At 72.9% G+C, this 21,169-nt stretch carries 26 protein-coding genes; 17 read left to right on the forward strand and 9 right to left on the reverse strand.

Annotation, left to right across the window (positions count from 1 at the left end; translation table 11 throughout):
- Positions 1 to 10 precede the first annotated feature (10 nt).
- Positions 11 to 910, forward strand: a complete 900-nt coding sequence (locus OHA81_RS17305; RefSeq protein ID WP_329196998.1) for a phosphatidylinositol-specific phospholipase C — start codon at positions 11 to 13, stop codon at positions 908 to 910.
- Here the strand turns inward: OHA81_RS17305 and OHA81_RS17310 are convergent.
- From OHA81_RS17310 to OHA81_RS17330, 5 genes are all read right to left on the reverse strand, one after another.
- The gene (locus OHA81_RS17310) at positions 890 to 2,368 is read right to left on the reverse strand and encodes a HAMP domain-containing sensor histidine kinase (RefSeq protein WP_329196999.1); all 1,479 of its coding nucleotides are present in this window, start codon (positions 2,366 to 2,368) and stop codon (positions 890 to 892) included. The two genes, OHA81_RS17305 and OHA81_RS17310, sit on opposite strands and share 21 nt — an antisense overlap.
- Entirely contained in the window at positions 2,365 to 3,114 is a 750-nt protein-coding gene (locus tag OHA81_RS17315; RefSeq protein WP_329197000.1) for a response regulator transcription factor, read from the reverse strand. Before OHA81_RS17315 ends, OHA81_RS17310 begins: the two co-directional genes overlap by 4 nt.
- A gap of 56 nt (positions 3,115 to 3,170) precedes the next feature.
- Positions 3,171 to 4,199, reverse strand: a complete 1,029-nt coding sequence (locus OHA81_RS17320; protein ID WP_329197001.1) for a S1C family serine protease — start codon at positions 4,197 to 4,199, stop codon at positions 3,171 to 3,173.
- Between the two features lie 705 nt (positions 4,200 to 4,904).
- Entirely contained in the window at positions 4,905 to 5,933 is a 1,029-nt protein-coding gene (locus OHA81_RS17325) for a LacI family DNA-binding transcriptional regulator (protein WP_190187235.1), read from the reverse strand.
- 24 nt (positions 5,934 to 5,957) lie between these two features.
- Entirely contained in the window at positions 5,958 to 6,737 is a 780-nt protein-coding gene (locus OHA81_RS17330; RefSeq protein ID WP_329197002.1) for a winged helix-turn-helix transcriptional regulator, read from the reverse strand.
- 379 nt (positions 6,738 to 7,116) lie between these two features.
- On the opposite strand from OHA81_RS17330, the gene OHA81_RS17335 reads away from it, so the two are divergent.
- The 10 genes from OHA81_RS17335 (at position 7,117) to ygfZ (ending at position 14,384) form a co-directional block, all read left to right on the forward strand.
- Positions 7,117 to 7,371: a MoaD/ThiS family protein gene (locus OHA81_RS17335; protein WP_190187233.1), complete on the forward strand. Its 255-nt coding sequence runs from the start codon at positions 7,117 to 7,119 to the stop codon at positions 7,369 to 7,371.
- Between the two features lie 10 nt (positions 7,372 to 7,381).
- Positions 7,382 to 9,064, forward strand: a complete 1,683-nt coding sequence (locus tag OHA81_RS17340; protein ID WP_329197005.1) for a hypothetical protein — start codon at positions 7,382 to 7,384, stop codon at positions 9,062 to 9,064.
- A gap of 77 nt (positions 9,065 to 9,141) precedes the next feature.
- The gene (locus tag OHA81_RS17345) at positions 9,142 to 9,855 is read left to right on the forward strand and encodes an LmeA family phospholipid-binding protein (RefSeq protein WP_329197007.1); all 714 of its coding nucleotides are present in this window, start codon (positions 9,142 to 9,144) and stop codon (positions 9,853 to 9,855) included.
- Positions 9,856 to 10,049: 194 nt separating this feature from the next.
- Positions 10,050 to 10,133, forward strand: coding sequence for a putative leader peptide (locus OHA81_RS34625; protein WP_443056774.1), 84 nt, complete (start codon positions 10,050 to 10,052; stop codon positions 10,131 to 10,133).
- Between the two features lie 191 nt (positions 10,134 to 10,324).
- A complete protein-coding gene (locus OHA81_RS17350; protein WP_329197009.1) occupies positions 10,325 to 11,170 on the forward strand; it encodes a sulfurtransferase in 846 nt (281 codons plus the stop codon).
- 36 nt (positions 11,171 to 11,206) lie between these two features.
- Complete coding sequence (locus tag OHA81_RS17355; protein ID WP_030030422.1) at positions 11,207 to 11,497, forward strand: DUF1416 domain-containing protein; 291 nt, start codon at positions 11,207 to 11,209, stop codon at positions 11,495 to 11,497.
- A 110-nt stretch (positions 11,498 to 11,607) separates the two neighbouring features.
- Positions 11,608 to 11,898: a DUF3099 domain-containing protein gene (locus OHA81_RS17360; RefSeq protein WP_229874108.1), complete on the forward strand. Its 291-nt coding sequence runs from the start codon at positions 11,608 to 11,610 to the stop codon at positions 11,896 to 11,898.
- A gap of 346 nt (positions 11,899 to 12,244) precedes the next feature.
- Positions 12,245 to 12,817, forward strand: a complete 573-nt coding sequence (locus OHA81_RS17365) for an FABP family protein (protein ID WP_329197012.1) — start codon at positions 12,245 to 12,247, stop codon at positions 12,815 to 12,817.
- A 98-nt stretch (positions 12,818 to 12,915) separates the two neighbouring features.
- Positions 12,916 to 13,371 (forward strand): Fur family transcriptional regulator, encoded by a 456-nt coding sequence (locus tag OHA81_RS17370; RefSeq protein ID WP_329197014.1) that lies wholly within the window; start codon positions 12,916 to 12,918, stop codon positions 13,369 to 13,371.
- A gap of 44 nt (positions 13,372 to 13,415) precedes the next feature.
- Positions 13,416 to 14,384: a CAF17-like 4Fe-4S cluster assembly/insertion protein YgfZ gene (gene ygfZ / locus OHA81_RS17375; RefSeq protein ID WP_329197016.1), complete on the forward strand. Its 969-nt coding sequence runs from the start codon at positions 13,416 to 13,418 to the stop codon at positions 14,382 to 14,384.
- A gap of 92 nt (positions 14,385 to 14,476) precedes the next feature.
- Here ygfZ and dtd read toward each other — a convergent pair whose 3' ends face one another.
- Positions 14,477 to 14,902: a D-aminoacyl-tRNA deacylase gene (gene dtd / locus OHA81_RS17380; RefSeq protein ID WP_329197018.1), complete on the reverse strand. Its 426-nt coding sequence runs from the start codon at positions 14,900 to 14,902 to the stop codon at positions 14,477 to 14,479.
- Between the two features lie 191 nt (positions 14,903 to 15,093).
- On the opposite strand from dtd, the gene OHA81_RS17385 reads away from it, so the two are divergent.
- The 3 genes from OHA81_RS17385 (at position 15,094) to OHA81_RS17395 (ending at position 17,775) form a co-directional block, all read left to right on the forward strand.
- Positions 15,094 to 15,642, forward strand: coding sequence for an RsiG family protein (locus OHA81_RS17385; RefSeq protein ID WP_443056567.1), 549 nt, complete (start codon positions 15,094 to 15,096; stop codon positions 15,640 to 15,642).
- Positions 15,643 to 15,713: 71 nt separating this feature from the next.
- Entirely contained in the window at positions 15,714 to 16,958 is a 1,245-nt protein-coding gene (locus OHA81_RS17390; protein ID WP_329197022.1) for a GNAT family N-acetyltransferase, read from the forward strand.
- Positions 16,959 to 17,016: 58 nt separating this feature from the next.
- Positions 17,017 to 17,775: a putative protein N(5)-glutamine methyltransferase gene (locus OHA81_RS17395; protein WP_443056568.1), complete on the forward strand. Its 759-nt coding sequence runs from the start codon at positions 17,017 to 17,019 to the stop codon at positions 17,773 to 17,775.
- 71 nt (positions 17,776 to 17,846) lie between these two features.
- On the opposite strand, the gene OHA81_RS17400 is transcribed toward OHA81_RS17395, so the two are convergent.
- The 3 genes from OHA81_RS17400 to OHA81_RS17410 form a co-directional block, all read right to left on the reverse strand.
- Complete coding sequence (locus OHA81_RS17400) at positions 17,847 to 18,257, reverse strand: VOC family protein (protein WP_329197024.1); 411 nt, start codon at positions 18,255 to 18,257, stop codon at positions 17,847 to 17,849.
- 87 nt (positions 18,258 to 18,344) lie between these two features.
- Positions 18,345 to 18,740 carry a helix-turn-helix transcriptional regulator gene (locus OHA81_RS17405; RefSeq protein WP_329197026.1) on the reverse strand — a complete coding sequence of 132 codons (396 nt, stop codon included), beginning with the start codon at positions 18,738 to 18,740 and terminating at the stop codon, positions 18,345 to 18,347.
- Between the two features lie 73 nt (positions 18,741 to 18,813).
- Positions 18,814 to 19,449: a MerR family transcriptional regulator gene (locus OHA81_RS17410; protein WP_329197029.1), complete on the reverse strand. Its 636-nt coding sequence runs from the start codon at positions 19,447 to 19,449 to the stop codon at positions 18,814 to 18,816.
- 79 nt (positions 19,450 to 19,528) lie between these two features.
- Here OHA81_RS17410 and OHA81_RS17415 point away from each other — a divergent pair, with 79 nt between their 5' ends.
- The 3 genes from OHA81_RS17415 to OHA81_RS17425 all read left to right on the forward strand — a co-directional run bounded on the left by OHA81_RS17415 (position 19,529) and on the right by OHA81_RS17425 (position 21,126).
- On the forward strand, positions 19,529 to 20,047 hold the full coding sequence (locus OHA81_RS17415; RefSeq protein ID WP_329197031.1) for a DUF4188 domain-containing protein: 519 nt from the start codon (positions 19,529 to 19,531) through the stop codon (positions 20,045 to 20,047).
- Positions 20,048 to 20,134: 87 nt separating this feature from the next.
- Complete coding sequence (locus tag OHA81_RS17420; protein ID WP_190187217.1) at positions 20,135 to 20,527, forward strand: helix-turn-helix domain-containing protein; 393 nt, start codon at positions 20,135 to 20,137, stop codon at positions 20,525 to 20,527.
- 23 nt (positions 20,528 to 20,550) lie between these two features.
- Positions 20,551 to 21,126: a hypothetical protein gene (locus OHA81_RS17425; protein WP_329197032.1), complete on the forward strand. Its 576-nt coding sequence runs from the start codon at positions 20,551 to 20,553 to the stop codon at positions 21,124 to 21,126.
- The last annotated feature ends 43 nt before the right edge of the window (positions 21,127 to 21,169 follow it).

Genomic DNA, 21,169 nt, shown 5'->3' on the forward strand with positions numbered 1-21,169 from the left:
AGGGGCGGGCATGGCACTGGATCGGCGTGGATTCCTCACCGGGGCGCTGGCGGCGGGCGCGGGCGCCGCGATGACCCTGGGGACCGCGGCCCCGGCATCGGCCCGGACGGCCCCCGCCGCGCGCGCCGCGCTCGGCACCCAGGACTGGATGGCCGGCCTCGCCGACTCCACCCCGCTCCAACGGATGACGATCCCCGGCACCCACGACTCGGGCGCCACCAAGGGCGGCCTCTACGTCGCCTGCCAGAACACCTCGATCGCCCAGCAGCTCGACTCCGGCATCCGGTTCCTCGACGTCCGCTGCCGCGTCACCGGCGGCTCCTTCGCCATCCACCACGCGGCGTTCTTCCAGGACCTGATGTTCGGCGACGTCCTCGTGGCCTGCTGGAACTTCCTCGCCGCGCACCCTTCCGAGACCGTCCTGATGCGGGTCAAGCAGGAGTACTCGGGCGAGAGCGACGCGACCTTCCGGGCCGTCTTCGACGACTACCTCGACAACCGCGGCTGGCGCCCCCTGTTCCGGATAGCCGACGCCCTGCCCGCCTCGCTCGGGCAGGCCCGCGGGAAGGTGGTGCTGCTCGCCGACAACGGCGGGCTGCCGGGTCTGCGCTACGGCGACGGCAACGTCTTCGACATCCAGGACGACTACAACGCCGAGCCGTTCGCCAAACGGGGCAAGATCGAGGACCAGTTCCGCCGGGCCGCGGGGCAGCCCGGCAAGCTCTTCGTGAACTACACCAGCACCGCCGCGTACATGCCGCCCCGCTGGAACTCCGACCGGCTCAATCCGCAGGTCCACGGCTTTGTCGACGGCGCGGAGTTGGCCGGCCGGATCGGGCTCGGCATCGTCCCCATGGACTTCCCGAACACCCGCTCCGGCCTGGTCGCCTCACTGATCCGGCACAACTGACGACGGCGGCGGCGGCGCGGGTGGCGACGTCGGCGGCGCGGCGGGCGGCGCGGGCGGCGGGGTCGGGGCGCCCGGGATGCGGAGCACCGCCTCCGTGCCCGGGCCGCCGTCCGCCGGCGCCCGCAGCTCGGCACTCCCGCCCGCACGGTCCGCCGTACGGGCCACGATCGACAGGCCCAGCCCGCTGCCGGGCAGGGCACGGGCCGACGGGGAGCGCCAGAACCGCTCGAAGACGTGCGGGAGGTCGTCGGCCGGGACGCCGGGCCCGTGGTCCCGTACGGTCAGCTCCCCGCCCCGCAGCGCCACTTCCACCGCGCCGCCCGGCGGGCTGAACTTCACGGCGTTGTCCAGCAGGTTGACCACCGCCCGCTCCAGCGCGGCCGCCTCGCCCCGTACGTACCAGGGCCGCAGGTCCGAACCGAAGACGAGTTCGGGACCGCGCAGGCGCGCCCGGGCCAGCGCGGTCTGCGCGATGTCGTGCAGGGCCACCACCTCCAGGCGTACGTGGGCCGCGGCATCCGGCCGGGACAGCTCCTGGAGGTCCCCGATCAGCGCCGCCAGCTCCGTCATCTGCGCCTTGACCGAGGCCAGCAGCTCCTTGCGGTCCTGCGGCGGGATGGCCCGGCCGGTCTCCTCGCTGCGCGCCAGCAGTTCGATGTTGGTCCGCAGAGAGGTCAGCGGAGTGCGCAGCTCGTGCCCGGCGTCCGCGATGAGCTGGGCCTGCCGGTCCCGGGACGAGGCCAGGGCAGCCGTCATCGAGTTGAACGACCGCGACAGGCGGGCGATCTCGTCGTCGCCCTCGTCCGGGATCCGAACGGTGAGGTCCTCGGTGCGCGCGATGTGCTCCACGGCGCCGGTGAGTTCGTCGACCGGCCGCAGACCCGTCCGCGCCACCCACAGCCCCGCCACGCCCGCGCCGACCACGCCGACGCCCGAGACGAACAGCAGCACCCAGGCCAGGGTGGACAGCGGCCTGTCGACGTCGGCGAGCGGTTTGGCGACGGAGATGGCCACGGTTCCGCCGACCGGCCCACTGACGTTCACCGGCTGGGTGTACACGCGCACCGGCGTGCCCTCGGTGGTGCGGCCGTCGTACAGCACGGGCCCGCGCCGGCCCTGGGCGACCTCGAGGTCGTACGCGGTCACGGGGAGGGTGTTCTTGCCGTCCACCCAGCACCGCCCGCCCGCGGGCAGGACGATCTGCACCTGGGCGCTCAGGTTGTTGACGATGGCGCCGGGCACCTTCTCGCGGCAGCCGACCTCCGACAGGGTCTGGTTGGCCTGCGCGCTGGCGTTGGTGGAGCGCAGGGAGCTGTCGAGCTGGTCCCGCAGCTGCGTACGGACCATGAACCAGCTGACGACGGCGACGGCCGCCACCGCCACCGCCACCGCTACGGTCACCAGCAGCGCCAGCCGGGAGCGCAGCGGCAGGGCACGGAACCGGTCGACCGGGCTCATTCCGGTCCGCTCTCACCGGCGCGCAGGACGTACCCCACCCCGCGCACGGTGTGCACGAGCCGGGGTTCGCCGCCCGCCTCGGTCTTGCGGCGCAGGTACATGACGTACACGTCGAGGGAGTTGGAGCTGGGCTCGAAGTCGAAGCCCCAGACCGTTTTCAGGATCTGCTCGCGGGTCAGGACCTGGCGGGGGTGGGAGAGGAACATCTCCAGCAGCGTGAACTCGGTACGGGTGAGTTCCACGGGGCGCCCGGCCCGGGTGACCTCGCGGGTGGCGAGGTCCATGCGCAGGTCGCCGAAGGCGAGGCCGTGCTCCGGCTGTGCGCCGCCGGGCGCGGGTGCGGCGTAGGCGCTGCGGCGCAGCAGGGCGCGGACCCGGGCGAAGAGCTCGTCCAGCTCGAAGGGCTTGACGAGGTAGTCGTCGGCCCCCGCGTCCAGCCCCGTGACGCGGTCGCCGACGGTGTCGCGGGCCGTCAGCATCAGGATCGGGGTGGTGCTGCCCGAGGCGCGCAGCCGGCGGGCGGCGGTCAGACCGTCCATGCGGGGCATCTGGATGTCCAGGACGATCAGGTCGGGGGCGTACGAAGCCGCCTTGTCGAGGGCGTCGAGCCCGTCGACGGCGGTCTGCGCCGCGTACCCCTCGAAGGCCAGGCTGCGGCGCAGGGCCTCACGGACGGCCGGCTCGTCATCGACGACGAGGACGCGCTGGGGGTCGCCTTCGGCGCTCCCGGCAGTCGTTGCAGCCATGGTCGGGTCCCCCAGGGTGGTGGTCGGTCGGTGATCGGCGGCTCCCCCAGGCTAGGTCAGTAGGAGTTGAGGCCGCTGTCGTCGCTGCCGCCGTTGTCGGTGCCGTTGTCGGCACCCGGTCCGGTGCCGGTTCCGCCGTGGCGCAGGGAGGACAGGTCGCCCTTGATCGTGTTGACCGGGATGGCGAAGCCGAGGCCGACGCTGCCGGCGCTGGAGCTGTCCGAGGAGGGCGAGTAGATCGCCGAGGGCATTCCGACGATCTCGCCGTTCATGTTGACGAGGGCGCCGCCGGAGTTGCCCGGGTTGAGGGAGGCGTCGGTCTGGATCGCCTTGTACGAGGTGCTGTCCTTGCCGGTGTCGCCGTTGAACTGCCGGCCGTCGTAGGAGAACGGCCAGCCGTCGCCGCCCTGGCGGCGCTGCGGGGGCTGCTCCTCGGACTTGGGGACGCTCACGTCCCGGTTCAGCGCCGAGACGATGCCGCTGGTGACGGTGCCGGTGAGGCGGTCGGGGGAGCCGATGGCGACGACCTGGTCGCCGACGCGCAGGTTGTCGGAGTTGCCGAGGTGGGCGGGCTTGAGGCCGGAGGCGCCCTGGAGCTTGATGAGGGCCAGGTCCTTGGCGGGGTCGGTGCCGAGGGTCTTGGCGGCGTACTTCTTGCCGTCGCTCATCGTCACCTGGATCTCGGAGGCGCCGGCGACGACGTGGTTGTTGGTGACGATCTCGCCGTCGGCGGTGAGGACGATGCCGGAGCCGGTGCCCTGGCCGGAGCCGGTGCGGGTGTCGATGCGGACGACGGAGGGGCTGACCTGTTCGGCCACGCCGGAGACGGTGCCGCTGCTGGACTGCGAGACGTTGGTGCCGGTGAAGGCGCCGGTGCCGGTGCCGTGCTGGGCGAGCAGCCCTTCCACGGCGGCGGCGGTCCCGCCGCCGACGAGGGCGGCGGCGAGCGCGACGGCGGCGAGCAGCGCGACGGGGCGGCGGGGACGTGGTGCGGCGGCCGCCGGCGGGTACGCGGGCGGCGGGTACGCGGGTGGCGGGGGGTACTCCTGCGGGTAGTTGCCTTCGCGGCGGAAGCTGTCGGTCATGTCCCAGACTGTGTCCCCGGATGATGAGAGCATTCTGAGTCCCGTCTGAGAAGCCCGACAGAACCGCGTATGCCCGATATAAGGTCCCGCCTCGACGCCGACAGAGCTGGGGCGGGGGCACGTTCGTGTGCGCCGCCGCTGCGGGGGCCGGCCCCCGAACCCCCGCGCCTCAAACGCCGGCGGGGCTGGAGGGGTGCGCCTCGATCGACGGCGGGGCTGGAGGGGTGCGCCTCCATCGCCGGCGGGCTGGAGGGGCCTCAAACGTCGGCGGGACCGGCAGGGGGGCGGGGCCCCGGGCCCCGCGTCCTGGGGCTGGGAGGGCTTCCAGCTGCTGCTGCTGGGAATCGCGGGGCTGGTGAGGGGGTCCGGGGCGGAGCTCCGGGGAACGGGGGAAGGGCGGGTAGGGGACAGCCCCGCAGGGCCCCACCGGCCCGCAGGCGTCAGCCTGCCCCGCCCGGGCACCGGCGGACGTCGGCGCAGCGCACCGAGGATCCGCAGGAATCCTCATCCGGCCCGCGGGCGCCAGGGGGCCCCGCCCCGGGAACCGACGGACGGAGTCCGGCGCAGCGCGCCGAAGCCCGCAAGGCCCGCCAGGGCCGAGCGGTGCGAGGCGCGCGTCGAGAGGGGTGACCCGCCAGGGCCGAGCGGTGCGAGGCGCGCGTCGAGTGGGGTGACCCGCCAGGGCCGAGCGGTGCGAGGGGCGCGTCAGGAAGGACGGCAGCCGCAGGAGCGGCGGATCACCAGGGCCGACGGGAACTGCTTCAGCCGCTCGCGGCGGGAGCCGGCCACGCGCAGGGCGTCGTCCAGGACGAGATCCACCGCCGCGCGGGCCATCGCCGGCCGGTCCGAGGCGATCGTCGTCAGCGGCGGGTCCGTCAGGGCGGCTTCCTTGACGTCGTCGAAGCCGGCCACCGCCAGCTCCCCCGGCACGTCGATCCGCAGCTCCCGAGCCGCCCGCAGCACGCCGATCGCCTGGTCGTCCGTCGCGCAGAAGATCGCCGGGGGCCGGTCCGGCCCCGACAGGACCTCCAGGGCCACCTTGTACGCGTCGTAGCGGTTGTACGGGGCCTCGAACAGCCGGCCCTCCACCGACCGCCCCGCCTCCAGCATCGCCCGGCGCCAGCCCTCGACGTGGTCCGCGACCGGGTCGCCCACCGACGGGGTGTTCTCGACGCCGCCGATGCAGGCCACGTACGGGTGCCCGTGCTCCAGCAGGTGCCGCGTCGCGAGCTGCGCGCCGCCGATGTCGTCGGTGATGACCGCGACGTCGTCGATCGCCTCGGGCCGCTCGTGCAGCAGCACGATCCGCGCGTCCCACGCCTCGATCTCCGACGCCGCGCGCTCGCTCATGCCCTGGCTGACCAGGATCAGGCCCGACACCCGCATGCCGAGGAAGGCCCGCAGGTAGTGGACCTCGCGCTCGTCGCGGTAGTCGGAGTTGCCGACCAGCACCATCTTCCCGCGCTCGGCGGCTGCCTGTTCGACCGCGTGCGCCATCTCCGCGAAGAACGGCTGCCGCGCGTCGGGCACGATCATGCCTATGAGGTCGGTGCGCCGCGAGGCCATCGCCTGGGCCACCCGGTCTGGCCGGTAGCCCAGGTCCTTGATGGCGGCGAGTACACGCTCGCGCGTGGCCGGGGCAACCGGCCGGGGTCCGTTATTGATGACGTAGCTCACGACGGCGGTAGAGGTACCCGCAAGTCGCGCCACGTCATCCCGCGTCACCTTGGCCACGCGCGGCAGTCTACGCGGGGTGACCTACCTCTGGGCAGGGCGTCCTGCCGACTGGACCGTTACCGGTGCTTCCTCCATACGGGGGAGGGCCGCGGCGGCCTGGGCCGCCGCTTCCGCGGCCGCCCGCTCCACCTTCTCCGGCGTGACGAAGCGGTAGCCGACGTTGCGCACCGTACCGATCAGCGACTCGTGCTCGGGGCCGAGCTTGGCACGCAGCCGCCGGACGTGGACGTCCACCGTCCGGGTGCCGCCGAAGTAGTCGTAGCCCCACACCTCCTGGAGGAGCTGGGCGCGCGTGAAGACCCGGCCCGGGTGCTGGGCGAGGTACTTGAGCAGCTCGAACTCCTTGAAGGTGAGGTCCAGGACCCGCCCCTTGAGCTTCGCGGAGTACGTCGCCTCGTCGACCGACAGGTCACCGTTGCGGATCTCCATCGGGGAGTCGTCCGAGCCGAGCTGCTGCCGGCCGGTGGCCAGCCGCAGCCGCGCCTCGACCTCGGCCGGTCCGGCGGTGTCGAGGAGGACGTCGTCGATGCCCCAGTCGGCGGTCACGGCCGCGAGGCCGCCCTCGGTGACGACGAGGAGCAGCGGGCAGCCGGGCCCGGTGGAGCGCAGCAGCTGGCACAGCGAGCGCACCTGCGGGAGGTCGCGGCGGCCGTCGATGAGGATCACGTCGGCGCCGGGCGTGTCCACGAGGGCCGGGCCCTCCGCGGGGGCGACCCGGACGTTGTGCAGCAGCAGGCCGAGGGCGGGCAGCACCTCGGCGGACGGCTGCAGGGCGTTGGTGAGGAGCAGGAGCGAGCTCATGCCCGACCACCTGCCCGGGTCGGGTGGTCGTGCACGCCCGTGTGCGCGTGCACGGTTCGCTGGTCCATCACTCGGTTCCTCCTCGGTCCCGTCGAGGACTTTCGCGGCACTGCTTCGTACGACTTCGTGCGGCGCCTGCCCGGTCCCCGCGCCCTGAGGCCCGGACGGCACCTGTTCTCGGTCCGTTCAACGTGCTGAAAGCACAAAAGGACCCGGGGGCAACGTTGCCCGGATCCTCTGCACCGCCAGGATAGCCCACCTGCCCTCGAGGGGCCGAGGTTCCCGCTGATCCCGCTTCTGTGGTTCCCGCCACGCCGGGCATCCGGTGGGAGGCGTCATCATGGAGGCCGACGGTAGAGAGCCGACGATGGGAGCAGCAGTGGCAACCGGAACCATCCGCTACTGGGCGGCGGCCAAGGCCGCGGCCGAGACGGCGGAGGAGCCGTACTCGGCGCGCACGCTGGCCGAGGCGCTGGACGCCGTGCGGGAACGCCACCCGGGTGAACTGACCCGGGTCCTGCTGCGCTGCTCCTTCCTCGTGAACGACGAGCCTGTGGGCAAGCGCCCGCACGATGCCGTCCTGCTGACGGAAGGGGGCACCGTCGAGGTGCTCCCGCCGTTCGCGGGCGGGTGAGCGGGAGCCGATGAGCAACTCCGACGAACAGCAGCCGCAGCCGCACGAGCCGCACCAACAGCCCCGTGGGCGGCACGGGCGGCACGGGCACGAGCAGCACGGGCACGCGCAGCACGGGCACGAGCAGGCCCCGTACGGGACCCAGACCTGGCAGTCCGAGACCTGGGAGACCGGCTACCAGCCGGTGCAGCAGGCCCCGCAGTCGCCCGCTCCGCCGCTGGGCGGGGTGCCGGGCCAGCAGCAGCCGCCCGTCGCGCCCGACGGATGGTTCCGCGACGAGGCCCCGGCGGGCCCGGGCCAGGCGCCGTCCGGGTGGGCCGCCGAGACCGCGTACCTGCCGCCGTACCGGGAGCAGCCTCCCGTACAGCCCCAGCCCCAGCCCCAGCCCCAGCCCCAGCCGCAGCAGCAGCCCGTCGCGCCCGAGGGGTGGTTCCGCGAGGAGGCCCCGGCGGCCGCGGCGCAGGCGCCCGCGTCCGAGTGGGCGGCCGAGACGGCGTACCTGCCGCCGGTGCGGGAGGACGCCGGCCCGCAGGGCTGGTTCCGCGAGGAGGCCCAGGCACCCGCACCCGATGGGAACTGGGCCGGGTCCGCGGCCTACCTCCCGCCCCAGGCGGCCGCTCCCCAGGCCCCGGACGCCGCGGCCACCGCGTACCTGCCGCCGGTCCGGAACGACGACGCCGCGGCCACCGCCTACCTGCCCCCGGTCCGGAACGACGACGCCGCGGCCACCGCCTACCTGCCGCCGGTCCCGGGCAACGACTCCGGGGCCACGGCCTACCTGCCGCCGGTCCCGGGCAACGACTCCGGGGCCACGGCCTACCTGCCGCCGATCACGGACGCGACGGCCCCGCCGGTGCAGGCCGCACCGGCCGCGCACGCCGCGCCCGACGAGGAGCCCGAGTACTCGCCGCCCACCCTGGCGGGGAACACGCTGCGCGCCGTCGACCCCGCGCAGGCCCGCGCCGAGGGCCGGTCGCCGATCATCGACCCCGGCCCGCAGTCGGCCGTACTGACCGCCGCCCTCGGGCTGCTGCTGGCCGGCGCCGCCGCGTTCGGCGACCTCGCGCTGCTCGTGCCGCTGATCGCCCTCCAGGGGCTCACCGCGGCCGGCTGGTTCCGCCTCAACGGCATGTGGCCCGCCCGCCAGGGCATCGTCCTCGCCTTCGCCGGAGCCGTCGTCGCCGACGCGGCGGTGCTCGCGGTGGACGACGTGTACGGCCCCGGCGCGATCATCGGCACCCTCGGTGCCTGGGTGCTGCTCACGCTGGTCCTCCAACTGCGCAGCCACGCAGACCCCGACGAGCGGATGTACGGGCTGATGGCCTCGGTGGCCTCCGCGGCACTCGCCATCGTCTGCGCCGGGTTCCTGGCCGCGGGCTCGCCCGCCGTCGGCGTCGGCGCGACAGCGGTGGCGGTGGCCGTCTTCGCCCGCGCGCTGCCGCTCCCGACCCCGGCCTCCGTCGCCGTCTCGCTGGCCGCCGCGGCCGGCGCGGGCATCGCGGTCGGTTCGCTGAACGGTCTCGGGGCAGGCGGGGCACTGGTCGGTCTGGCCGCCGGTGTGTGCGCGCTGGTCGGCCTGCGGGTGGCCGCGTACGACTACCCGTCGAAGTTCGTGCACATGACGGCCGGTGTCGCGCTGCCGCTCGCGGCCGCCGCCCCTGCCGTCTACCTGATGGGCCGGGTGGTCGGCTGACCGCCGTGCTGACGGCGGCCACATGGCCGGACATGGTCAACTAGAGCGCACGTACCGATCAGTAGGGGGAGGGGAACGTGCGTCTTCTACGCGCCGTCGTCATCATCGCAGTGATCCTGGGCGGGCTCTTCGTGGGCGTCGACCGCTGGGCGGTCGGTTACGCCGAGAACCGGCTCGCCGACCGGATACAGGCCCGGCAGGGGCTCGCGGGCAGTGCGGAGGTGGACATCCACGGGTTCCCGTTCCTGACGCAGGCGCTCAGCCACGACCTCGACCAGGTCGACGTCACCCTCAAGGGCGTCGAGGCCACCGCGGACGGCCGCAAGACCCGCCTCACCCGGCTCGACGCCGCCTTCCACGGGGTGAAGCTGAACGGCGACTACAGCGGCGGCACGGCCCGGCGCGCCGAGGGCACCGCCTTCGTCTCGTACGCGGACCTGACCGAGGCCTCGCAGACCGGTGTCACCGTCGCCTACGGCGGCACGCCGGGCAAGGTGAAGGTCACCGCCCGGGTGGAGATCCTCGGCAAGACCCTGACGCGCAGCGTCGTGTCGACGGTCAGCCTCGCGGACGCCCCGTCCGGCAAGGGGAAGATCGTCCGGGTGCACGCCGACGAGGTGCCGGGGGAGGGGATCCCCGGTATCGAGCGGCTCATCCGCAAGCAGACGGACTTCGACCGCTCCGTCGACGGCGGCCTGCCGGCCGGGCTCCAGCTCTCCACGCTGACCTCGGACGAGCAGGGCGTACACCTCTCCCTGACGGGTACGGACGTGGTCCTGGCCGGCCAGTAGGACGACCCGGCCCGCACGGTGGCCGGATCGTGAGACGGACGGTCCGATCCGCAGGAGAACGGGCCGCAACGAAGAGCCCCGGAGGCCGTACCACGGCCTCCGGGGCTCTTCACATCCCGCCATTCGGACGATCCTGTCTCGGAATATGACACACCGGTGACAGGGCGGCCGATTCGTCCCTACGATCCCTACCTATGAAGCATCAGCAGGCGGACCTCACGAAGCGGCGGGCAGTAGACCTGTGTCGCGTCGCCGCCATGCTCTGTCGCTCCGTCTAGCGGTGTGAGCCCTTCCGCTCCACCGGCCGTCGACGGCCTTTCCCGCGTGACCGATTCCGCGACCCGCCCGGCTGCCCCCTGACGCCTCCCCGCGCAGGGCTCACGGCCGGTCGCCGGAGCACCGCGCACGAGCACCACCCCGCAGCAGCACCCGCACCGTCCCGCCGCACACTGCCCCGGAGGAGAACACCATGAGCCGCAGCGACGTCCTCGTCGACGCCGACTGGGTCGAGGCCCACCTGAACGACGCCAACGTCGTCATCGTCGAGGTGGACGAGGACACGTCCGCGTACGACAAGAACCACATCACCAACGCCGTCCGGATCGACTGGAAGAGCGACCTCCAGGACCCGGTCCGCCGCGACTTCGTGGACCAGGAGGGCTTCGAGAAGCTGCTGTCCGCCAAGGGCATCTCCAACGACGACACCGTCGTCCTCTACGGCGGCAACAACAACTGGTTCGCTTCCTACGCCTACTGGTACTTCAAGCTCTACGGCCACCAGGACGTCCGCCTGCTCGACGGCGGCCGCAAGAAGTGGGAGCTCGACTCCCGCGACCTGGTCGACGGCAAGGACGTCCCGAACCGCCCGGCCACCCAGTACAAGGCCAAGCCCCAGGACGCCTCGATCCGCGCCTTCCGCGACGACGTCGTCGCCGCGATCGGCAACCAGAACCTGGTGGACGTCCGCTCGCCCGACGAGTTCTCCGGCAAGCTGCTCGCCCCGGCGCACCTCCCGCAGGAGCAGTCGCAGCGCCCCGGCCACGTGCCGAGCGCCCGCAACATCCCGTGGTCGAAGAACGCCAACGACGACGGCACCTTCAAGTCCGACGAAGAGCTGACCGCCCTCTACGAGGCCGAGCAGGTGGACCTGTCCAAGGACACCATCGCCTACTGCCGCATCGGCGAGCGCTCCGCGCTCACGTGGTTCGTGCTGCACGAGCTCCTGGGCCAGGAGAACGTCAAGAACTACGACGGCTCCTGGACCGAGTACGGCTCGCTGGTCGGCGTGCCGATCGAGCTCGGTCCGAACAAGTAACCAGCACAAGCCCTCTCCAGGACAGGACAGAGAAACATGTGTGGAGCACAGATCGGCGGGCCCGACCTCGCCACGCTCAAGCCCGGTGAGACCGCCATCCAGGGCCAGGTGACCAAGGACGGCGAGCCCGTCAGCGGTTACGTGCGGCTGCTGGATTCGACCGGCGAGTTCACCGCCGAGGTCCCGACCTCGGCCACCGGCCAGTTCCGCTTCTACGCCGCCACCGGCTCCTGGACGCTGCGGGCGCTCGTCCCCGGTGCCCAGGCGGACCGTGCCGTCGTCGTCGCCGAGGCCGGCGGAGTGACGGACGTGGCGATCGCGGTCTGACCGCTGCTCCACGTACGACCGGCCGAAGGGCCGCACCCCAGGGGGTTGGACGCCACTGGAACGGGGTGCGGCCCTTCGTGCCGTCCGGGATCCCGCCCTACTCTGGAGGTATGTACGCCAGGAGGCGCCGCGTCTACTTCCTGATGATGGGCGGCTGCCTGTTCCTCTTCGTCTCCGCCTGGGCCTTCGTACGCCTGTGGTCGGTCGAGGCCGCCGTCGCGCTGTGCGTCGTCGCCATGGTCATCCCCCCGGTCGCCGCCATGATCGCGAACCGGCGCGGCCCGGACGACCGCTGGTGGGACGACCCGTCGGGCGATCCCAAGTCCGACGAATGGTGGGACGAACTGGACGGAAAGCGGCGCCGGTACGACGGGAACGGCGACCCGAATCCACCGCAATGAGGGAGCGGCGCCGTTCCTCCCCGTGCACCGGGCGCCGATCCTCCCCGTGCGCCAGGCGCTGGTCCTGCAGAGCCGGCTGCCGGCCTGAGGGCGGGTACGGCCTACCTCACAGAGTGCGCCGGTCTCCGGGCCAGTAGGCTTGGGGACCGGCCCGTACACCGCACCGAATCCTCCGAGGAGCACCCCGTGCTTGAGGCAGTCTTCACTTCCCTGCTGATCCTGGTCTGCGTCGGCGTCCTCGCCTTCACCGGCCTGGCCGTGAAGAAGCTGTACCAGGGTCAGCGCTGAGCATCCGCCGCGCCGACCGCCCCGGAACCCCTCACACAGATCGTCTGAGCAGCCACCCATGATCCAGATCCCGTCCGACCTGAACCCGGGCCTCGTGCCCCTCGCCTTCCTCCTCGGTACCTGGGAGGGCGCGGGCGTCTTCGACTTCCCCGGTGAGGAGAAGTGCAACTTCGGCCAGGAAGTCGTCTTCAGCCACGACGGCCGGGACTTCTTGGAGTACACCTCCCACAGCTGGGTCCTCGACGCCGAGGGCAACAAGGTGCGGCCGCTGGAGTCCGAGTCCGGCTACTGGCGCATCGACGGGGACCGCAAGGTCGAGATCGTCATGGTCCGCGACCAGGGCGTCGTCGAGGTCTGGTACGGCGAGCTCGCCGACCAGAAGCCCCAGATCGACCTGGTGACGGACGCCGTCGCGCGCACCGCGGCCTCCGGCCCGTACAGCGGCGGCAAGCGGCTCTACGGCTACGTCAAGAGCGACCTGATGTGGGTCGGCGAGAAGGCCACCCCGGAGGTCGAGCTGCGCCCGTACATGTCGGCCCAGCTCAAGAAGGTCGTCACGCCCGAGGAGGTCGCCGAGATGGCGCGCAACCTCCCGGACATGCCGGACGACGGCATCGCGTTCTTCCGCTGAGCCGCAGGTCCGCCCAGGCCCGCGCAAGGCCGCAGCGCACGCGAGAAGGGGACCTCGGGACCGCCCGCAGGTCCCCTTCGCGCGCTTACACTTGCCGGGTGGTGAGCACCGAGAGCACCGAAGGCACCGATTGGAAGACCGACCTGCGGCGGCGCGGCTACCGGCTGACACCGCAGCGCCAGCTCGTGCTGGAGGCGGTCGACGCCCTGGAGCACGGCACCCCTGACGAGATCCTCGTCCAGGTGCGCAAGACGGCCTCCGGGGTCAACATCTCCACCGTCTACCGGACGCTGGAGCTGCTCGAAGAGCTGGGTCTGGTCTCGCACGCCCACCTCGGGCACGGCGCCCCCACCTACCACCTCGCGGACCGGCACCACCACATCCACCTGGTCTGCCGCGACTGCGCCGAGGTGATCGAGGCCGATGTGGACATCGCCTCCGAGTTCACCGCGAAGCTCCGTACCACCTTCGGTTTCGAGACCGACATGAAGCACTTCGCGATCTTCGGACTGTGCGCCGGCTGCGCCGCCGAGCACCGCTCCGGCTCCGCCTGAGGCTCCGCCCCGGCCCTGCCCGGGAGGGCCGTACGCTTGGTGCCATGACCAGCAGCCCCTTGCTCCATCTCCCCGGCGCCGTACCGGCCGAAGGCCGCGACGAGGGCGTCGCCGCCCACTACGGAGAGCTGTACGGCGAACAGCGCGCCCTCGCGGACGGCCGGGGCTTCGTAGACCTCTCCCACCGCGGAGTCATCACCGTCACCGGACCGGACCGGCTGAGCTGGCTGCACCTGCTGCTCACCCAGCACGTCACCGATCTGCCGCCGGGGCAGGCCACCGAGGCGCTGATCCTCTCCGCGCACGGGCACATCGAGCACGCGCTGTACCTCGTGGACGACGGCGAGACGGTGTGGGCGCACGTCGAGCCCGGCACGCAGGAGGCGCTGATCGCCTACCTGGAGTCGATGAAGTTCTTCTACCGCGTCGAGGTGGCGGACCGCACCGCCGACTTCGCGGTCGTGCACCTGCCGGCCGGCTCCATCGCCGAAGTCGCCAAGGTACTCGCCGTACGCGAGACCCCCCACGGCCGCGACGTGTTCGTCCCGCGCGGTGACCTGGAGGCCTTCGCCGCGGCCCACGGCCCGGCCGCGGGCCTGCTGGCGTACGAGGCGCTGCGCGTGGAGGCGCACCGGCCGCGGCTCGGCCAGGAGACCGACCACCGCACGATCCCGCACGAGCTGGGCTGGATCGGCACCGCCGTGCACCTCCAGAAGGGGTGCTACCGGGGTCAGGAGACGGTGGCCCGCGTCCACAACCTGGGCAAGCCCCCGCGCCGTCTGGTCTTCCTGCACCTGGACGGCTCGGAGGTGCTGCTGCCCGCGCACGGGACGCCCGTACGGCTCGCCTCGGACGGGGAGGAGGGACGGCAGCTCGGCTTCGTGACCACCGCCGTCCGCCACCACGAGCTGGGGCCGATCGCGCTGGCACTGGTCAAGCGGAACGTTCCGGTGGACGCGCCGCTGCTGGTCGGCACGACGGCCGCCGCGCAGGAGGTCGTGGTCGCGCCCTGACGGCCGGGGCGCCGTCCCCGCCGGGACGCCGTCCCCCGCCGGGACTTCGTATACGACAGGACGCCGTATACGAAGCGGACGTCCCGGACCGCTCAGACGTCGATGACGATGGTGAACGGGCCGTGGTTGGTGAGCGAGACGCGCATGTCCGCACCGAACCGGCCCGTCTCCACGGTCGCGCCGAGCGCGCGCAGCTGCGCCACCACCTCGTCGACCAGCGGCTCGGCCACCGGTCCGGGCGCGGCCGCGTTCCAGGTGGGCCGGCGGCCCTTGCGGGCGTCCCCGTAGAGCGTGAACTGGGAGATCACCAACAGCGGCGCGTTCACGTCGCTGCAGGACTTCTCGGCCTCCAGGATCCGCACCGACCACAGCTTGCGGGCCAGCAGCGCCGCCTTCTCCGGCGTGTCGTCGTGGGTGACCCCCACCAGGACGCACAGTCCCTCGCCGACGATCTCCCCGACGGTCTCGCCGGCCACCACGACGCTCGCGCCGTCCACCCTCTGCACCACTGCTCGCATACCACCTGTGTACCAGGCGTGCACCCGTCCGGGGCCGATCGGGTGGCGTGGGACTGCGTCGGCACCGCGGTCAGTGGCACGATGCAGTGAGGCGGTGCCCCCAGCACCGGTCGAGGGGACGGACACGAACGATGAACACCTCTGGTACCTCCGTACCTGTACCCACGTCAGCCACGTCAGCCATGTCAGCCATGTCAGCCATGTCGGCCATGCCATCGGCAGGCCGCCCGCCCGCCCAGCGCAACGGCGACGGCCCGGGACCGACCATCCCGGCCACCGCCCTCGGGCTGCGGGAACTGCGCGCGATGCGCCGCGACGCGCAGCGCGACGAGGCCGACCTGAGCTACGTACGCAGACTCCTGCACGGCCGCATCGACATCCTGCGTGCGGAGCTGGCCCGGCGTACGGACCCCGAGGCGCCGGTGGTGGACCGGCTCTCGGAGATCCTCGCCGACGCCCCGTCCAGCCGCAGCGCCTCCGCCCGGCACGTCACGCTCGGCACCCCGCAGAGCGAGGAGTCCCGGCTGCTGGCGGCCGAGATGCTGTCGGACGTGGAGCTGTCGGACCTGGGCGCCCGGACGGACGCCGAACTGCACGAGGCGATGGCCCGGCTGCTCCGCTACGAGCAGCAGGTCTCGCGGCGCAGGCAGCAGTTGCAGCGCATGGCGGACGACTCCAGCGCGGAGATCACCCGGCGCTACCGGGAGGGCGAGGCACAGGTGGACGACCTGCTGGCGTAGCGCGGGGGCCCGTCCCGCCCGCGCCGAAAATCAGGCGACCTGAACCGGGCGGCCGGTTAGCGTGGGCGGCTATGAGCGCTGACGTGCGGCCGATAGCCGAAGCCGAGATCCGCGAGTGGATCCAGACCGTGAACACCGGTTTCTTGACCGCTGCCGGGGTCACCGAGTCGGATGTGGCCCAGCGGGCCAAGAACGGTGAGCTCGCCCGCACCCAGGGCGCCTTCGATGCCGTCACCGGCCGTTGCGTGGCGACCTTCCGCTCCTTCGCCCAGCGGCTGACGGTGCCCGGCGGCGCGGCCGTGCCCTGCAGCGCGGTCACGAACGTCACCGTGCTGCCCACGCACCGCCGCCAGGGCCTGCTGACCCGGATGATGGCCGCCGAACTGACGGCCGCCCGGGACCGCGGCGACGTCATGGCGACCCTGATCGCGGCGGAGTACCCGATCTACGGGCGCTACGGGTTCGGGCCCGCCTCCCACACTTGCGAGTGGGAGATCGACGTCCCGCGCACCGGCCTCGACCCGCACCGGCCCGCGCCCGTGGACGGCGGCCGGATCGACCTCGTCGACGGGGCGGAGGTGCGGCGCGTGGGGCCCGCGCTGCACGAGCGGCTGCGCGCGACGACGCCCGGCGCCGTCGACCGCAGCACGTACCGGTGGAACCTGTTCACCGGCCTGCAGGAGGTGTCGTCCCGGCCCCACCGGGAGAAGTTCTACGCCGTGTACCGCGACGCGGACGGCGAGGTGGCCGGGCTGGCCGCCTACGGCGCCGACGACCACTGGACGGACGCGAAGGTCCCGCAGAACACCATCGAGGTGAAGGACCTGCTCGCGCTGACCCCGGCCGCGGAGCGGGCCCTTTGGCACTTCCTGTGCTCCATCGACTGGGTGCAGAAGGTGCGCACCGGCTACCGCGCCCCCGACGACCTGCTCCCGCGGTACCTGCCGGACCCGCGCGCCGCCCGCCTCGTGACCTCGGCCGACTTCCTGTGGGTGCGGCTGCTGGACGTCGTACGGGCGCTGGGCGCGCGGACGTACGCCGTGCCCGGGGTGCTCGTACTGGAGGTGAGCGACCCGGCGGGTCCGGCCGGCGGGCGCTACCGGCTGGACGCGGGCACGGGGGAGTGCGCCCGGACGCGGGAGCCGGCCGATCTGCGGCTGGACGTCGGCACGCTCGGGTCGCTGTACCTCGGGGACGAGTCGGCGGTCCGGCTGGCGGCGCTCGGCCTGGTCGCGCAGGAGCGGCCCGGCGCGGTGGCCCTGGCGGACGCGGTGTTCCGAACGGCGCGCCGGCCGTGGTGCCCGGACGTCTTCTGACGACCGTCGGAGCGTGTGACGGGGACACTGGCCGGGACGGGAACGAGGACTGAGGTACGTGGTGACACTGGTGGAATCCCTGCGCGCGGCCGGCTGCGTGTTCGCGGAGGAGGAGGCGCAGCTGCTCACGGCGGCCGCCCGGGACGAGGAGCACCTGGCGCAGCTGCTGGCGCGCCGGGTCGCCGGCGCGCCCCTGGAACTGGTCGTCGGCTGGGCGGAGTTCTGCGGGCTGCGCATGGAGGTGGGCGAGGGGGTCTTCGTACCGCGCCGGCGCAGCGAGTTCCTCGCGCAGCAGGCGGTGGCGCAGGCCGGCCCGGGCGCCGTCGTCGTGGACCTGTGCTGCGGGGTGGGCGCGCTGGGGGCGGCGGTGGCCTCGCGGGTCCCGGGGGTCGAGCTGCACGCGGCGGACATCGACGCGGGGGCGCTGGTGTACGCGCGGCGCAACGTGGCTCCGTACGGCGGCCGGGTCCACGAGGGCGACCTGTACGAGGCGCTGCCCGGTTCGCTGCGGGGGCGGGTGGACGTGCTCGTGGTCAACGCCCCGTACGTGCCGACCGGGGAGATCGCCTTCCTCCCGGCGGAGGCCCGCGACCACGAGCCGCCGGTGTCGCTGGACGGCGGCCCGGACGGCGTCGCCATCCACCGCCGGGTCGCGGCGGAGGCCGCCCGATGGCTGGCCCCGGGCGGCCACCTGCTGATCGAGACGAGCGCCCGCCAGTCCCCGCTGACGGCGTCGGCCCTGACGTCGGGCGGGCTCGCGGTGCGCGCGGTCACCTCGGACGAGCTCTACGCCACGGTCCTGATCGGCAGCGTCTGAGCGGTGTTCCGGGCGACTTATCGGGCGACCCAGCGGGCGACCCGCCGGGCGACTGCTCGGGCAGCGCCTCCTCAGGCTGCGGGCGCCTGGTTGATCCGTACGAGGTTGCCGGAGGGGTCCCGGAACGCGCAGTCGCGCGGGCCCCAGGGCTGGTCGATCGGTTCCTGGAGCACCTCGGCGCCGGAGGCCCGTACCTTCTCGAACGTCGCGTCGAGGTCGTCGGTGCGGAAGACGACCATCGGCAGGACGCCCTTGGTGAGCAGCTCCTGGAGGGCGTCGCCGTCGGCCTGGGAGCGGCCCGCGTGCGGCTCGGAGATCACGATTTCGAGGCCGGGCTGCGCCGGGCTGCCGAGGGTGACCCAGCGGTAGTCGCCCGAGGCGACGTCGTTGCGGACGTCGAGGCCGAGGGCGTCGCGGTAGAAGCCGAGCGCCTCGTCCACGTCGTTGACGGTGATGTGGCAGTACTGGAGTGAGATGTTCATGGCGCCCACGCTAGGCCGCGGCCGTGGCGCCCGCTTCTCGGATCCTGCTCGGCGTTCCGCGGGCCGGCGTTGCGCGGGGTCGGCGCTTCAGCGGGTCGGGCGGGTGTACACCTTGGCCACGCAGGCGGGCATCGCCGTGACCGCGTGGTGCTCCCGGCTGCGGTACGAGGTGGGGGTCTCGCCCACGATCTCGGTGAACCGCGAGCTGAACGAGCCGAGGGAGGTACAGCCGACGGTCATGCACGCGTCGGTCACGCTCATGCCGGCGCGCAGCAGCGCCATCGCCCGCTCGATCCGGCGGGTCATGAGGTAGCTGTAGGGGGTCTCGCCGTAGACGGCGCGGAACCGCCGCGAGAAGTGGGCCGGGGACATCAGCGCGTGCTGCGCCATGGTGGGCACGTCGAGCGGACGCGCGTACTCCCGGTCGATCAGGTCCCGCGCCCGGCGCAGATGCGCGAGGTTGGCAAGCTCCTGCGGATCCATGTCCCGACGGTACCACCGGCCCGTCCGCAGCCGCCGGGGTCACGGTCCCGGACGTCCCCGCCGCGCGGGCGCCTCAGAACCGCCGGGCGGACTCCTCCGCGTGGGCCATGCGCCGCAGGCTCAGCAGCACCGGTTCGTAGAGCACCGTGAGCGCGACTGCCGCCTCGATCTGCCCGGTCGGGGTCGGCTGCGCCTCGACCATGTCCAGGTCGGTGACGGCCAGTTGCGCGGCCAGCCGTCCGTACGGCAGCAACTGCTCGGTGTCGCAGGGGTAGCCGAGCCGGACCAGCGCGGCGACCGAGTCGATGAGCCGCCGGTGGGCGGGGTCGAGCATGTCCAGGCCGGATGCGCAGGACCAGCCCAGCCGCTCCATCAGCGCCTCCACCGAACGGCAGGCCGTCTCCACCGCGGGGTCGTCCTCGGCGGGCCGCCCGGCGGTGGGCAACGCCCGGGTCGCCGCGCCCAGCCGCAGGTGGTGGTCCAGCGACTCGTCCTCCGCGGCGGCGATCACCTCGCGCGCGGCGGCCACCGGAACCCCGCCGATCTGGATCAGCGCGCGCACGAGGCGCAGCCGCCGCAGGTGGTCCTCCCCGTACTCGGCCTGGGTCGCGGAGACGCGGCGCCCGGGCTGGAGCAGCCCCTCGCGCAGGTAGTACTTGATCGTCGCCGTGGACACGCCACTGCGCTCGCTCAGTTCCGCCAGCCGCATCCCTCTTGCACCTTCCATCGGACAGTGCCACTATCCAATCATGGGTAGCGCCGCTATCCAACAAGGGACGGGGAATCCAATGGGTAGTGCACCGGAATCCGGTCGGGTCACGGCTGCCGCGGAGGGCGAGGTGGTCGTCTTCCTCATCGGGATGCGGATCAACCGCTGGCGGGCCGTACGGCACTGGCTGCCGACCCTGGTCGCGATGCCGCGCATGCTCAAGGAGCTCGCGCGGGACGACGACCGCGGGCTGCTGGGCCTGCGGAGGCTGGCCGGCGGCCCCCGCCTGTTCGGCGTGGTGCAGTACTGGGAGTCGCGCGAGAAGCTCCTCGCCTACGCCTCCGACCAGGACGGCGAGCACCGCCCCGCGTGGACGGCGTTCAACCGCCGCGTGCGGGGCAGTAGGGGTGCCGTGGGGATCTGGCACGAGACGTACGCGGTGCCGGCCGGTTCGTACGAGTCGATCTACGTCGACATGCCGCCGGCCGGCCTGGGCGCCGCCTGGGGGGTCGAGCCGGTGGGCCGCCGCGGGGACCGTGCGGCCCAGCGCCTGGCGAGCGGCGCCGGAGGGGCGGGGTCTGCGGCCGGGGGAAGGTGACGGCTCGCGCCGTGGGGCGCGGCCGCCCGTGGGAGCTATTGCAAGCGCCTGCTTGCAATAGTTAGCAAGGTGCGGCAGCATGGGGACATGGCATCGCTCAACGTCGGAAATCTCGGCGAGTACCTCCGCGAGCAACGGCGGCAGGCCCAGCTTTCGCTGCGGCAGCTGGCCGACGCGGCGGGGGTGTCGAATCCGTACCTGAGCCAGATCGAGCGCGGGCTGCGCAAGCCGAGCGCGGACATCCTCCAGCAGCTGGCCAAGGCGCTGCGGATCTCCGCGGAGACGCTGTACGTGCAGGCCGGGATCCTGGACGAGCGGGACCGCGACGAGGTGGAGACGCGGGCCGTCATCCTCGCCGACCCGTCCATAAACGAGCGGCAGAAGCAGGTGCTGCTCCAGATCTACGAGTCGTTCCGCAAGGAGAACGCTCAAGAGGCCGATCCGGCCGGTGCCGACGACGAGAAGCCCCACACGAACTGACTGTGATCCGGGAGGACCAGCACATGGCCATCGCCGATGACCTGAAGAAGACCCTCACCGACCCGACCCCCCTCTACTTCGCCGCCGGCACCGCCGACCTCGCCGTCCAGCAGGCGAAGAAGGTGCCCGGGCTGATCGAACAGCTGCGCGCCGAGGCCCCCGCGCGCATCGAGGCGGTGCGCAACACCGACACGAAGATCGTGCAGGAGAAGGCCAGGGAGGCGCAGGAGGTCGTCGCCGCCAAGGTCGCCGAGGTCTTCGGCGCGATCGACCCGAAGAAGCTGGGCGAGACCGCCCAGGACCTGGCGCTGCGCGGCGTCGGCGTGGCCGCCGAGTACGCCGTACGGGCGAAGGAGACATACGACAAGGTCGCCGAACACGGCGAGCAGGCCGTACGGGCCTGGCGCGGCGAGGTCTCCGAGGACATCGTCGACATCGCCGCCGTGGTGGAGCCGGACGTCCCGGCCCAGTCCGCGCCGGCGACGTCCGCGGCCTCGTCGGACTTCTCCGCCGACGAGGACAAGTCCGCCGCCAAGAAGCCCGCCGCGCGCAAGGCGCCGGTGAAGAAGCCGGCCGCCACCGCCGGCGAAGAGAGCTGATCGCAAGAGCGGGTGAGGTGATGACGGACCGGGCACCTGCGGG

It is taken from the genome of Streptomyces sp. NBC_00667 (assembly GCF_036226825.1).
Classification (GTDB): Bacteria; Actinomycetota; Actinomycetes; order Streptomycetales; family Streptomycetaceae; genus Streptomyces.